Consider the following 14,662-nt stretch of genomic DNA (forward strand, 5'->3'; position numbering starts at 1 on the left):
CGGCAGGGGTGGGGTCGGCGGCGGGCAGGGTGATGCGCACCTGGTACAGCCCGTCCTGCACGCCAGCGGTGAATTCGCCCTGCACGTCATGCAGCAAGGCCAGCCGCGCGCGCACGTTGGCCAGTGCGATGCCATGGCCCCGCGTGCTGGGCTCGTCGTGTTTGCCGGTTTTGCCCTCTTTGGGGGGCAGGGTGTTGGTGATGCGCACCACCACGCGGGTGCCGCGCAGCTCGGTCAGCACGCGCAGCTTGCCGCCCCGGGCGCTGGGCTCCACGCCATGTTTGACGGCGTTTTCCACCAGCGGCTGCAGCAGCAGCGGCGGCAGGCGCGCGCTGTCGGTGCGTGGGTCCAGGTTCCACTGCACCTGCAGGCGCTTGCCAAAGCGCACCTGCTCAATGCCCAGGTAGCGGCGCGCCAGGGTGATCTCCTCGGCCAGCGTGGTCGATTCGCCTTGCTCGATGAGGGCCACGCGGAACAGGTCCGACAGGTCTTCGAGCAGCGACTCGGCCTTGGCCGGCTCCTCACGCACCAGCGCAATAGCGCTGTTGAGTGTGTTGAACAAAAAATGCGGGCGGATGCGCGACTGCAGCTCGGTCAGGCGCGCCGTGGTGGCGGCCGGGGTGCGGCCCCGGGCGCGCAGCACCAGCGCAGCCACCAGCATGGCCGCCAGCAACGCGCCTGTCGCTGCGCTGGCCAGCCAGGGCGGCGATGCCGACAGGCCCACCAGCGCCAGCATGGCGCAGGCATAGGCACCGGCCACGGCCCCCAGCAGCACCCCGGCGGCATATTGCTGCGCGGTGGACAGGCGCTGCAGCACCGTCTTGAGGCTGCAGGCCGTGATCAGCCACACCAGCGTGGCCGGCAGCGCGCCGCCGGTCAGCAGCGCCAGGCTGGCCAGCCATTCGACGGGGCTGCCGGCGCCATACATGGCACCCACGCCCACCACCACCTCCACAAACAGCACCGCCCGCAGCACCACACCGACCTGGCACGCATCGAACACCAGGGCCCGCCCACGTGGCGGCTGCCCGCCCGGCCCGGCGCCCGCAGCGGCCCGCACGCTGCGCGCAGGCCTGTCTGGCAGGGCGGAATCCGGCGGCGGGGGCTGGGTCGATAAAATTTGGGTGTTTTGCATTGCGGCATCCGGACAGTCCGGGTGTCTGAACCACCGGATTATTGCCCTCCTTATGTCCAAAGCCCAAGCCACCAGCGCCGACTCTGCGCCGTCCCACAACCAGCTCGACACCAAGGCCCTGGCCTGGTCGGCGCTGTTTTCCGAGCCCATGAGCGACCTGGTCAAGCGCTACACCTCCAGCGTTTTCTTCGACAAGCGCCTGTGGCAGGCCGACATTGCAGGCAGCCTGGCGCACGCCGAAATGCTGGCCGCGCAGGGCATCATCAGTGCCGAAGACCACGCCTCCATCCAGCGCGGCATGGCGCAGATCACGTCGGAAATCGAGTCTGGCGCCTTCGAGTGGAAGCTGGACCTGGAAGACGTGCACCTGAACATCGAAGCCCGCCTCACGCAGCTGGTGGGCGACGCTGGCAAGCGACTGCACACCGGCCGCAGCCGCAACGACCAGGTGGCCACCGACGTGCGCCTGTGGCTGCGCGGCGAGATCGACCTGATCGGCGACCTGCTCAAAGAGCTGCAGGTGTCGCTGGTCGATGTGGCCGAGCAGAACGTCGAGGTGATCCTGCCCGGCTTCACCCACCTGCAGGTGGCCCAGCCCGTGAGCTTTGGCCACCACATGCTGGCCTACGTGGAGATGTTCAAGCGCGACGCCGAGCGTATGGCCGACGTGCGCCGCCGCACCAACGTGCTGCCGCTGGGCAGCGCGGCCCTGGCCGGCACCACCTACCCGCTGGACCGCGAGCGCGTGGCCAAGACGCTGGGCATGGTGGATGCGAACGGGTCCCCCGTGGTGTGCCAGAACAGCCTGGACGCCGTGAGTGACCGCGACTTTGCCATCGAATTCACCGCCGCCGCCAGCCTGTGCATGGTGCACGTGAGCCGCCTGTCCGAAGAACTCATCATCTGGATGAGCCAGAACTTCGGCTTCATCAAGATTGCGGATCGCTTCACCACCGGCTCGTCGATCATGCCGCAGAAGAAAAACCCCGACGTGCCGGAACTGGCGCGCGGCAAGACGGGCCGCGTGGTCGGTCACCTGATGGGCCTGATCACGCTGATGAAGGGCCAGCCCCTGGCCTACAACAAGGACAACCAGGAAGACAAAGAACCGCTGTTCGACACCGTGGACACGCTCAAGGACACGCTGCGCATCTTCGCCGAGATGGTCGGCGGCCAGTTGAACCCCGCCACAGGCAAGAAAGAGGGCGGCATCACCGTCAACGCCCAGGCCATGGAGCAGGCGGCACTCAAGGGCTATGCCACGGCCACCGACCTGGCCGACTACCTGGTCAAGAAGGGCCTGCCCTTCCGCGATGCGCACGAGACGGTGGCCCACGCCGTGAAGGCGGCCACCACCCATGCGTGTGACCTGTCGGAGCTGCCCCTGACCGTGCTGCAGGGCTTTCACCCCGCCATCGAGAAGGATGTGTACGAGTGCCTGAGCCTGCGCGGCTCGCTCAACGCCCGCAACACGCTGGGTGGCACGGCCCCGGCGCAGGTGCGTGCCCAGCTGGCGCGCCACCGCGCCCGCCTGGAAAAATGAGTCAACCCCCTGAGGCGCTGCGCGCCATCCCCCTTCTCTCGAATTGCTGTGCAATTCGGGAAGGGAGACGCAGCCAGCGCGGCGGGGCGGCCCTTGCGCGGCTGCCGCTGGCCTGAACCGTGCTTGTTGTACGGTCGCGCCCCGCAGCCACACCATTCAAATCAACGATTTCCACCATGACAATGACTTCCCGCCGTAATCTGCTGTCCCGCCTCGTGCGCACTGGTGCCTTTGTGGGGGCCGCATTGGCCGTGGGCCTGGCGTCTGCCCAGCAGGCCAAGCCCATCCGCCTGCTTGTGGGTTTTCCGCCCGGCGGCGGTACGGACGCCATTGCGCGCACGCTGTCCGAGAAGCTCAAGGATGAGCTCGGCCAGCCCGTGGTGGTCGAAAACCGCCCCGGCGCGGGCGGCCAGATTGCCGCGCAGGCACTCAAGGCCTCGGCGCCCGACGGCACCACGCTGTTCCTCACGCACGACCACACCATCTCCATCCTGCCCCAGGTGGTGAAGAACCCCGGCTACGAACCCGCGCGCGACTTTGTGGCGGTGGGCGGTTTTGCCACGTTTGTGAATGCGTTTGCCGTGTCGGGCGGTACGCCGGCCAAGTCGTTCACCGAATACGTGCAGTGGGTCAAGACGGCCGGTGGCAGCAAGGGCGCGGTGGGTATTCCTGCGCCAGCTTCCACTCCAGAGTTTCTGGTCAAGCTGGTGGGGCAAAAGTACCAGCTGGACCTGGTCTCAGCACCGTACCGGGGCAGCGCCCCCATGATGGCTGACATGCTGGGCAACCAGATCAGCGCGGGCGTGGCCTCGGTGCAGGACTTCATGGAAAACCACAAGGCCGGCAAGGTGCGCGTGGTGGGCGTGCTGGGCACCAAGCGCCAAGCCTCCATGCCCGACGTGCCCACGTTCGACGAGATGGGTCTCAAGGGCTTTGAAGACCTGCCGTACTACGGCATCTACGCACCCACCGGCACGCCGCAAAAGTTCATCACCGACTTCTCGAACGCGCTGGCCAAGGTGGTGGCCCAGCCCGATGTGCGCGAGCACCTCACCGCCATGGGCCTCACAGTGGGCTACATGTCGCCCCAGCAGCTGGCCACGCGCGAGAAGGCCTACACCGAGGCCTGGACGCGCATCATCAAGACCAGCGGGTTTGTAGCGCAATAAAGGACGGGGAGGGCTGCTGCGAAGCCGCCTGATCCTCGCCCGCATTCGCATCACCGGCGGTGCGTGCTGTGCGTATGGTCCGTGCTGTCCGTGCCGTGGGGCCATAGCCACAAGGGGCTGTCTCACCGACCGGCCTGGGTGTCTCCAAAGCGGCCGCCTTGCGCAGTCGGTGCTGGCCGGTCTGCACAGACCATGGCACCATCCGGCACCCATCCCGGACCTCATTCATGCCCACCAGCCGCCTCCCTTCGAACTGGATCCATCACCGGTACCTGCCCCTCGCGGTGGGCGTGTGCAGCAGCACACTGGCCGCCTTGCTGGCCTGGGTGGTCATCGATATCTCACACACCAAGGCGCGGACCGAGATTGCTGCGCAGGCGCAAAGCCACCTGCTGCAGATCCGCGACCGCCTGGACAGGCAATTGCAAAGCACGCTGTCGGTGCCCGAAACGGTATCCGCCTTCATTGCCGCACAAGGCAGCATGTCGCCCGACATCTTTGCCACCGTGGTGGGCCGCCTGCTGGAGCACCAGCGCAATATCCGCAACCTGGCTCTGGCGCCCGACAACGTCATCAGCGATGTGTACCCGCGCGTGGGCAATGAGCGAGCGATTGGCCTGCGGTACCTGGACAACCCGCAGCAGCGTGGTGCGGTGGAGCGGGCCATCCAGACCCGCCGCACCGTCGTTGCAGGTCCCATTCCGCTGGTGCAAGGGGGGCTCGGCATCATCAGCCGCACGCCGGTTTTCCTGGCACATCCGCCGGGGCGCGCACCGGTGGGCGGGCCCCGTTACTGGGGCATCGTGTCGCTCACCGTCAATGCCGACACCCTGTTCGCCGACGTGGGCCTGAACTCGGACCAGATGGGTTTTCAGGTGGCGGCACGTGGACTGGACGCCATGGGCGCGCAGGGCGCGGTGTTCATCGGCCGCCCTCAGTTGTTCGACGAGGAGCCGGCCACGCTCGATGTGCCCTTGCCGGGTGGCGGCAGCTGGATCCTGGGCGCGGTCCCCACGGGCGGGTGGGGGGCTGCAGGCCGTGCACCCGCGCTGGTGGTGATGCTGGCCTACGCGTTCGCGCTGGTGCTGGGGCTGTTGAGCGCTCGGCTGGTGCGCGCCCACCAGCAGGTGCTGGCGCTGGCCAGCCATGACCGCCTGACGGGGCTGCCCAACCGGCGCCTGTTTGAAGACCGGTTGTCGCAGGCGGTGCTGACGGCCTACCGTGACCACCGTGCGGGCGCGTTGTTGCTGGTGGACCTGGATGGTTTCAAGGCGGTCAATGACAGCCTGGGGCATGGCAGTGGCGACCAGGTGCTGGTGCGTGTGGCGCAGCGTCTGGCCGGGCTGGCCCGCGCCAATGACACCGCCGCCCGCCTGGGCGGCGACGAATTTGCACTGGTGCTGAACGCTGTGGCGTCCCCGGAGGCCGCCATGGAACTGGCCCACAAGGTGCTGGCAGCGCTGGTGGCACCCATTGGACTCGACAGTGGCCAACACGTGCTGACCGGCGCAAGCGTTGGGGTCGCCTTGTTCCAGGGCCCTGCTGTGGAATCCATGCCCGCGCTCATGGACCGGGCGGACCGGGCGCTGTACACCAGCAAGCGCAGCGGCAAAGGGCTGGCCACATTGGCCGAAGCCCCCGGCGCTGCAGAGTTGCCGCAGGAGACCCCGCCGCCGTTGGCCTGAGAAGCATGTTTTGCATGGAAATCAAGCAAAAATAGCTGCAGGCGCTAGTACATAAAGCGCTTGCAGCTATATTTTTAGGAGCGTTTGCCGCCACGGGGCCTGTCGTCGTGCAGCCCCGCAACCCGGTCACAGCATGGCCGTGCGCTGCTGCTCGGCGCGCGATGCGCCAATGGCGGTCTCCACGTTCTTGACCTCCTCGGGCGGGGGCAGCACGGCGGGCATGCCCAGGGCCTGAATGGCCAGCTCGCGGCACCAGCCTTTGGTGTGGTACAGGTGGTGGTCCTCGTCTTTTTCCACGGCCTTGTGCGCTACCTTGAGCGTGTGGCCCACATCGCCCGTTGCCACCTTGGCGACCTGGCCCAGCAGCTCCCAGTTGGCGTGGTCCTTGGTCTCCGCGTGCACCACACATTCGCAGGCCACCAGCTGTGCGGCGTCGGGGCTGCCAGACTTTTTGGCCAGCTGCATCGCCTGTACCAGGGACGTGCCAATGTGCTTGACCACGGCCCGCGTGGGCGACTGCGTATCGGGGTCCAGGCCCAGTGCATCGCAGATGCCGCGCACCACGTTCTGATGCGCCAGCGTTTCTTCCAGATAACCTTGCCATTCCTTCTTCAGGTCGGGGTTGATGGCGCAGGTGAGCGCGGTGCGGTACACCTGTTCGCCGCCGAGTTCGGTCTCCATCATCTGCAGGACGAGGTCGTCGAGTTGGTGGCTGTCGTAGTGGCTTTTGGGCATGGGGGATCCTTGGGGTGGTGGGGTGAACGAAAAGGTGGGGCTTCAGGCCAGGGTGCGCACTTTGGGTTCACGCTCCCACTGGCGGGTCTGGGCAGCGGCGATGAAGCCCTGGGCGTCGGCCGGGTCCACTACGCCTGCATCGGGCTCGATGCCACCTGCCTGCAGGATGGCCCGCGTGCCCTTGCAGGCGGCAATGGCCTTGAGGTGGCCGAACGCGTCGCGGAACCAGTCGACGGCCGCCGCCTCCTTGGCCAGCTGTGCGCCCATGTCGGGCGACAGGATGGAGGCCACGGCGTCAAACACCACCGATGGCGTGCCCGCCAGCTGGCCATCGGCGGGCAGCAGCGTGCCGTCTTTCAGCACGGCACCGCCCACTTTGGGGGCCACGATCTTCACGGTGGCGCCGACTTTCTCCAGCGCCTTGCGCAGGTTGGTCACCGAGGCGCCGTTGGAGCCGTCGGCCACCAGAATGCCGATGGAGCGGCCCTGCAGCGTGGGCTTCATGCGGTCGATGATGCGCAGGGCGGGCGACAGGGGCAGGTCCTGCACCGGCTCGGTGGTGGCCGGGGCAGGGGGCAGTGCCGGCAGCCCCAGGCCGTCGGCCACGCGCTGGGCCAGGTCTGCGTCCACATGCAGCAGATGGCCCACCACGGCTTCGCGCACATGGGGTGTGCCGACCTTGGACAGCTCGAACACCAGCGCCGATGCCATGTGCGCCTGCTCCAGCGGGCTCTGGCTGCGGTAGAACATGCGCGCCTGGCTGTAGTGGTCGGCAAAACTCTCGGCCCGCACGCGGCCCTTCACGCCATCGTCGGCCTGCGCGAAGTGGCGAAAGCCTTGCGCGAGCGAGGCGCGGGGCGTGTCAGGCTGCAGGCTGCTGGGTTCGTAGTTGACGCGGCCCTTGGGCACCTGCATCTGCATGTGTCCGTCGCGCTGCATGTTGTGGAACGGGCACTTGGGGGCATTGATGGGGATCTGCGCAAAGTTGGGCCCGCCCAGGCGCGACAGCTGTGTGTCCAGGTACGAGAACAGGCGGCCCTGCAGCAGGGGGTCGTTGCTGAAGTCGATGCCGGGCGGCACGTTGGCTGGGCAGAACGCCACCTGCTCGGTCTCGGCGAAAAAGTTGTCGGGCCAGCGGTTGAGCACCATGCGGCCGATGGGCTGCAAGGGCACCAGTTCTTCGGGGATGAGCTTGGTGGGGTCGAGATGGTCAAACGGGAAGCGTTCGGCATCCTGCTCAGTGAACAGCTGCACGGACAGCTCCCACTCGGGAAAGTCCCCCGCCTCGATGGCTTCGAACAGGTCGCGCCGGTGGTAGTCGTTGTCGGCCGATTGCAGCTTCACGGCCTCGTCCCACACGGTGGACTGGATGCCCAGCTTGGGTCGCCAGTGGAACTTCACAAACGTGCTCTCGCCTGCCGCGTTCAGCAGACGGAAGCTGTGCACGCCAAAACCTTCCATCATGCGCAGGCTGCGGGGAATGGTGCGGTCGCTCATGGCCCACATCACCATGTGCAGGGTTTCGGGCATCAGCGAGACAAAGTCCCAGAAGGTGTCGTGCGCGCTGGCCGCCTGCGGAAAGCCCCGGTCGGGCTCCATCTTCACGGCGTGCACCAGGTCCGGGAACTTCATCGCGTCCTGGATGAAGAACACGGGGATGTTGTTGCCCACCAGGTCCCAGTTGCCTTCTGGCGTGTAGAACTTGACGGCAAAGCCGCGCACGTCGCGCGGCGTGTCCACCGAGCCTGCGCCCCCGGCTACGGTCGAAAAGCGGGTGAATACAGGGGTCTGTACACCGATGTCGGTCAGCACCTTGGCGGTGGTGTACTTCTTGAGCGAGTGCGTGAGTTCAAAGAAACCATGGGCTGCCGTGCCCCGTGCATGCACGATGCGCTCGGGAATGCGTTCATGGTCAAAGTGCGTGATCTTCTCGCGCAGGATGAAGTCTTCGAGTAGCGTGGGGCCGCGCGGCGCAGTGCGCAGCGAGTTCTGGTTGTCGGCAACCGCAATACCCTGCTGCGTGGTCAGCACCGGGTGTTTGCCGCCCGCCTGTTGCTGCAGCTCGCCCGCGTTGCCGCGAAAGTTATCGGACTGGGTGGAAGAAGGCAGGGCAGACGGCGATTTGTGGGCCGCGCTGCGCGAGGTAGGGGGTCGTGCCATGGGCGCTCCTGGGTGGTGCGTGGGGTAAAACGAAGCCACCATCTTTGGGCGCTGAGCGTTCCCAGCGGGTAGGACATGGCCCTATCGGCGCGTCGTCGGGCGCGCGTGATGACGGCTTGCCCGGCCGATACGTAAGTGCTTGCAACACACACCCGGGCGACATGGCACTTTGTTACGCTTGCTGGTTCCTTCGGAGGGGATAGCGTGAACGCAAAAAAATGGATGTTGGCCGCCAGCCTGTCTCTGGTGGCCTGGGGGGCCCAGGCCCTGCAGATCACCAGCTTCTCGCCCCAGGGCGAGGTGGCGCGCGTGCGCCAGGTGGTGGCCAAGTTCGACGCTGCTGCGGTCAATTTTGGGGACCCCAAGGCGGCCACACCCCTGAGCCTGAGCTGCAGCGACGCCAGTGTGACCAAGGGCACGGGCCGCTGGACTGGCGAGCGCGAGTGGGTGTTTGACTTCGAGCGCGACCTGCCGCCAGGCGTGCGTTGCACCGCCAGCGTCAAGCCGGGCTTCAAATCGCCCGCTGGCGCAGAACTGACGGGCGCCAAGAGCTATCAGTTCAATAGCGGCGGGCCATTTGTGCAGAACCTCCGCCCCAGCACCTACGAGCAGATCGACGAAGAGCAGTTCTTTGTGCTGTTCCTCAATGGTCCGGCCACCACGGCCAGCGTGCAGAGCAACGTGTGGTGCACGGCCGAGGGCGTGGGCGAGCGCATCCCCGTGCGTTTGATCGAGGGGGCGCAGCGCGCCGAAATCCTCAAGGGCCTGGGCCTGGAGAAAGACGCAGCACGCGAGCCCCTGTCCTTTGCCACGCTGGCCTGCAACCGCCGGTTCACCTCGGGCTCGCGCATGCAGATCGTGTTCGGCAAGGGGGTGGCCACCCCCAGCGGAGTCGCCAACACGGTGGAAAAACGCTTTGACTTCAAGGTGCGTGAGCCGTTTTCGGCCGAGTTCAGCTGCGAGCGCGAAAACGCCCAGGCGGCCTGCCTGCCGATCCGGCCGATGATGCTGTCGTTCAACGCGCCCGTGCCGCGCAAGCTGGCGGCTGCCATTCGCCTCAAGTCCGCCAAGGAAACCCTCAAGCCCCAGATCGATGGCGGCGCAGAAGGTGCCCAGGCCGATGCCCTGGTCAACAGCCTGCAGTTCAACGCGCCGCTGGCCGAGAACACCGCTTTCACCATCGAGCTGCCCAAGGATTTCAAGGACGCCTCGGGCCGCGCGCTGCGCAATGCGGACAACTTCCCGCTCAAGGTGTCCACCGGCGGCATGCCGCCGCTGGCCAAGTTTGCAGCGGCGCCATTTGGCATCGTGGAGCGTTTTGCCGAAGGCCCCGCGTCGGACAACCCGCCTGCGCTGCTGCCCGTGACGCTGCGCAACGTGGAGGCTGCCCTGCGCGTGCAGGGCCTGCAAGCGGGTGTTGCGACAGCCACCGCACCGGCGGGCAAGGTGAGCACGCTCAAGCCCCGCACCGACGCGGACATCATTGCCTGGTTCCGCAAGGTGCAGCGCTATGACAGTTACGTGGTCAACCGCAAGCAGGCGCGCCAGGATGTGACCGGCCCCCTGCCCAAGGTGCTGGATGACGACAAGGAATACGTGCAGTCGCGCATGCTGTCGCTGCTGGCAGGCAAGGGCGGCGTCAAGACGCTGGACCTGCCCAAGCCATCGAGCAACGACCCGCGCCCGTTCGAGGTGGTGGGCATTCCGCTCACACCCGGCTTCCATGTGGTGGAGATCGCGTCGCAAAAGCTCGGCGCCTCGCTGCTGGACGACCGCCATGGCGAAGGCCGCACGATGTACGTGCGCACCTCGGCGCTGGTGACCAACCTGGGGGTGCATTTCAAGCTGGGCCGCGAAAACGCCATGGCCTGGGTCACCACGCTGGACAAGGGCCAGCCCGTGCAGGGCGCCACGGTGCGCGTGTCGGACTGCCGAGGCAACGAACTGGCGCAGGCCGTGACCGACGCACAGGGTATAGCCCGTGTGGAGGGCCTCTCGTCCGAACCGCCCGGCTGCAATTCCAATTCTGAGGACGAGGTCGGCCAGTCGTACTTTGTGAGCGCGCGCCACAAGGGGGTGGATGGCGTGGAGGACATGGCCTTCACCTGGAGCGACTGGCAGCGGGGCATTGAGCCCTGGCGCTTCAATGTGCCCACCAGCCGGGCACCCTCGCCGGACGAGCGCGTCCACACCATCTTTGATCGCACGCTGTTCCGCGCGGGCGAAACCGTGTCGATGAAGCACCTGCTGCGCGCCGAAACGCGCCAGGGTTTTGCCCTGTCGGCATCGCGTCCCGACACCCTTGTCATCACGCACCTGGGCAGCGGCCAGCAGTTCACCCAACCCCTGGTGTGGCGCGGCACGGCCACCGGAGGGCTCAGTGCGCAAAGCACCTTTGCGATTCCGCCCGCTGCCAAGCTGGGCGTGTACCAGGTCGAGCTGGGGGGCAACGGCACGGTGAATGGCAGCCTGGCGTCGGGCTCGTTCCGCGTGGAGGAGTTCCGCCTGCCCGTGCTGGAAGGCCGCATCGCCCCGGTCGAGAAAAAGGCGCTGGTGCGCGTGCGTTCGGTGCCCACCGACGTGCAGATCAACTACGTGGCCGGTGGCGGCGCGGCCAACCTGCCGGTGCGCGTGTCGGCCCTGGTGCGCGGCAAGTCCCTGGAGTTCAGCGACTACGACACCTTCCGCTTCAACCCGCCCCGCAAGCGCGAGCAGAGCAACGCCAACAGCGACGACGAAGAGGCCACCGCCAGCCAGGACGCGCGCGTGATTGCCGACAAGCTTCCGCTCACCCTCGACAAGAACGGTGCGGGCAAGGTCACCATCGACAATGTGCCCCAGGCCCGCCAGCCGCAGGAACTGCTGCTGGAGGCCACCTACGCCGATCCCAATGGCGAGGTGCAGACCCTTCGCAGCACGCAGACGCTGTGGCCCGCCGGTGTGGTGGCGGGCATCAAGACCGAGGGCTGGGTGTCTGCGCGCCAGAAGATCCGCTTCCAGGCGCTGGCGCTGCAACACAACGGCAAGCCGGCGGCCGACACCGCGCTGCAGGTGCAGGCCATGGCCCGCATCACCACCACCACGCGCAAGCGCATGGTGGGTGGCTTCTACAGCTACGACAACCAGACCGATACCAAGGACCTGGGCACGCTGTGCAGCGGCAAAAGCGACGCGCGCGGCCTGTTGCTGTGCGAGGCCAAGCTCGACGAGGCGGGCGAGGTGGAACTGGTGGTCACGGCCACGGACAAGGACGGCAACACCAGCGTGGCCGCTTCGTCAGTGTGGGTCACGCGCCAGGGCGAGCTGTGGTTTGGTGGCGAAGACCATGACCGCATCGACCTGCTGGCCGAGAAGAAGAGCTACCAGCCCGGCGAGACCGCCAAGTTCCAGGTGCGCATGCCGTTCCGCTTCGCCACGGCCCTGGTGGCTGTGGAGCGTGAGGGCATCATCGACACGCAGGTGGTGCAGCTCAACGGCCAGGACCCCACAGTGAGCCTGAAGGTGCAGCCCGACTGGGGACCCAATGTCTACGTGAGCGTGCTGGCCTTGCGGGGGCGCCTGCGCGAGGTGCCGTGGTACAGCTTCTTCACCTGGGGTTTCAAGGCGCCGCGCGAGTGGTGGACCTCGTTCTGGTACGAAGGCAAGGAATACCAGGCGCCCACGGCGCTGGTGGATCTGTCCAAGCCCGCATACCGCCTGGGTGTGGCTGAAATCCGCGTGGGCACACAGGCCCACCAGATCGATGTGAAGGTGCAGGCTGACAAGGAGAGCTACGCCGTGCGTGGCAAAGCCCAGGTCACCATCACCGCCACGCTGCCGGGCGGCAAGCCCGCCGCCAACGCCGAAGTGGCCCTGGCCGCCGTGGACCAGGCGCTGCTGGAGCTGATGCCCAACAACAGCTGGAACCTGCTCGAAGCGATGCTGCAGCGCCGCAGCTGGGGCGTGGAGACTTCCACCGCGCAGATGGAAATCATTGGCCGACGCCACTACGGCAAAAAGGCCGTGCCCGCTGGGGGTGGTGGGGGCAAGTCACCCACGCGCGAGTTGCTGGACACCCTGCTGCTGTGGGAGCCCGCACTCAAGCTTGACGCCAACGGCCAAGCCAAGGTCACCGTGCCGCTCAACGATGCGCTGACCACCTTTAAGATCGTGGCGGTGGCCGATGCGTCCACCGGGCTGTTTGGCACCGGCAGCACCAGCATCCGTGCCACGCAGGACCTGCAGATCATCAGCGGCCTGCCGCCGCTGGTGCGCGAGGACGACCAGTTCCGCGCGCAGATCACGCTGCGCAACACCACCAAGGCCGCCATGAAGGTGGAGGTGGCACCACGCGCCACGCTGCTGGAGCTGAAGCCACAGACCATCGACATCCCGCCAGGAGAGGCGCGTGAGGTGGCTTGGGACGTAACGGCCCCCGCGCAGCTGGCGCAAACGCGCGCCGAGGCCATCCTGTGGGAGATCGAAGCCAAGGACCAGGTCAGCGGCGCCCGCGACGCCCTCAAGGCCCGCCAGCGCATCGTGCAGGCGGTGCCGCTCACGGTGCAGCAGGCCACGCTGGTGCAGGTGGACGGTAGCTACAACCTCGATGTGAACTCACCCGCCGACGCATTGCCCGGCCGGGGCGGCCTCAAGATGTCGCTGCAGCCCAAGCTGGCCGAAGGCCTGCCCGGCGTGCGCGACTGGTGGGCGCGCTACCCGTTTGCCTGCCTGGAGCAAAAGACCAGCAAGGCCGTGGGCCTGCGTGATGGCGCGCTGTGGCAGACCGTGGTGGCGCAGTTGCCCACCTACCTCGACAGCGATGGCCTGGCCAATTACTTCCCGCCGCGCGACGGCGATGCCAACCGGGGCAGCGACACCCTGACGGCCTATGTGCTGGCCGCCACGCACGAGGCCGCCAGCATCAATCCCGCGTTTGCCTTGCCCGACGAGGCCCGCGCGCCCATGGAGCGTGGCCTGATCGCGTTTGTGGAAGGCCGCATCCAGCGCAACTTCTGGAGCCCGCGCAAGGACCTGGACATGCGCAAGGTGGCTGCGCTCGAAGCGCTGTCGCGCTACGGCAAGGCCCAGGGCCGCATGGTGAGCAGCATCACCATCGCGCCCAACCAGTGGCCCACCCACACGGTGATCGACTGGGTCAATGTCTTGAAGCGCGTGGCCGATGTGCCCGAGCGCGACAAGCGCCTGGCCGAGGCGATGCAGATCCTGCGCGGCCGCCTGTCGTTCCAGGGCACCAAGCTCATCTTCAGCAACGAGCAGGACGACTACTGGTGGTGGCTGATGCAGAACGGCGACGTGAACACTGCCCGCCTTATGCTGGCGGTGATGGACGACCCGGCCTGGAAGGACGACATGGGCCGCCTGGCCAACGGCTTCATCAGCCGCCAGCAGGCGGGCGCCTGGCACACCACCACCGCCAACCTGTGGGGCGGCCTGGCGCTGGAAAAATTCAGCGCCAAGTTCGAGGCCGCACCCGTGTCGGGCACCACCAAGGCCAGCATGGGTGGCAACACCGCCAGCGTGGACTGGAGCAAGGTTGACCGCGTGAAGGCATCGGACGCCACCGGCGCTCCCAACCAGATCACCTGGTTTGGCGCCCCTGCATCGCCCGGCAACCTGAAGAACAACGGCATGTTCCTGCCCTGGAGCAAGGCGGGCGGCAAGGAGCAGCTGGCCGTCACGCACCAGGGCCCGGGCAAGCCTTGGCTCACGCTGCAGTCGGTGGCGGCCATTGATCTCAAGGCGCCGTTCGCGGCGGGCTATGCGATCAAGAAGACCATCACCCCGGTGGAGCAGGCCAACAAGTCGCTGCCCGCCGGCCAGTACACACGCGGCGACGTGCTGCGCGTGACGCTGGAGGTCAACGCCACGGCCGACATGACCTGGGTGGCCATCACCGACCCCATCCCGGGCGGGGCCACCATCCTGGGCAGCGGCCTGGGTCGCGATTCCGAGATCGCCACGCAGGGCGAAAAGAAGAGCGGCGCTGGCTGGCCCGCGTTCGAGGAGCGCAGTTTTGAGTCCTTCCGCAGCTACTACGAGTACCTGCCCAAGGGCACGGTCAAGATGGAGTACACCGTGCGGCTGAACAACGCGGGCGACTTTGCGCTGCCACCGAGCCGGGTCGAGGCCATGTATGCGCCCGAGATGTTTGGCGAGTCGCCCAACGCCCGGGTGAAGGTGCAGGTGGCCAAATAAGTCGCCACACCCCAACGCCACTTCGTCATAACGTCGCCAT

At 66.9% G+C, this 14,662-nt stretch carries 7 protein-coding genes; 4 read left to right on the forward strand and 3 right to left on the reverse strand.

Going from position 1 to position 14,662, the window contains the following annotated elements; translation table 11 throughout:
- Positions 1 to 1,135, reverse strand: a 1,135-nt coding sequence (locus AC07X4_RS15380) for a sensor histidine kinase (RefSeq protein ID WP_494740562.1), incomplete at its 3' end; no start/stop codon positions are given.
- A 52-nt stretch (positions 1,136 to 1,187) separates the two neighbouring features.
- Here AC07X4_RS15380 and argH point away from each other — a divergent pair.
- The 3 genes from argH to AC07X4_RS15395 all read left to right on the forward strand — a co-directional run bounded on the left by argH (position 1,188) and on the right by AC07X4_RS15395 (position 5,532).
- Positions 1,188 to 2,678: an argininosuccinate lyase gene (argH, locus tag AC07X4_RS15385; RefSeq protein ID WP_494740563.1), complete on the forward strand. Its 1,491-nt coding sequence runs from the start codon at positions 1,188 to 1,190 to the stop codon at positions 2,676 to 2,678.
- A 176-nt stretch (positions 2,679 to 2,854) separates the two neighbouring features.
- Positions 2,855 to 3,847, forward strand: coding sequence for a Bug family tripartite tricarboxylate transporter substrate binding protein (locus AC07X4_RS15390; protein ID WP_056061186.1), 993 nt, complete (start codon positions 2,855 to 2,857; stop codon positions 3,845 to 3,847).
- Between the two features lie 227 nt (positions 3,848 to 4,074).
- Positions 4,075 to 5,532 (forward strand): diguanylate cyclase domain-containing protein, encoded by a 1,458-nt coding sequence (locus AC07X4_RS15395; protein WP_099729641.1) that lies wholly within the window; start codon positions 4,075 to 4,077, stop codon positions 5,530 to 5,532.
- Between the two features lie 126 nt (positions 5,533 to 5,658).
- Here the strand turns inward: AC07X4_RS15395 and AC07X4_RS15400 are convergent, their stop codons facing one another.
- Together AC07X4_RS15400 and AC07X4_RS15405 are read right to left on the reverse strand one after the other, a co-directional pair.
- Positions 5,659 to 6,267, reverse strand: coding sequence for a hypothetical protein (locus AC07X4_RS15400; protein ID WP_056061194.1), 609 nt, complete (start codon positions 6,265 to 6,267; stop codon positions 5,659 to 5,661).
- A 42-nt stretch (positions 6,268 to 6,309) separates the two neighbouring features.
- Entirely contained in the window at positions 6,310 to 8,427 is a 2,118-nt protein-coding gene (locus AC07X4_RS15405; protein ID WP_494740564.1) for a catalase, read from the reverse strand.
- 222 nt (positions 8,428 to 8,649) lie between these two features.
- On the opposite strand from AC07X4_RS15405, the gene AC07X4_RS15410 reads away from it, so the two are divergent.
- Positions 8,650 to 14,622, forward strand: a complete 5,973-nt coding sequence (locus tag AC07X4_RS15410; protein WP_494740582.1) for an alpha-2-macroglobulin family protein — start codon at positions 8,650 to 8,652, stop codon at positions 14,620 to 14,622.
- The last annotated feature ends 40 nt before the right edge of the window (positions 14,623 to 14,662 follow it).

This window comes from Acidovorax sp. GW460-11-11-14-LB4 (assembly GCF_059423685.1).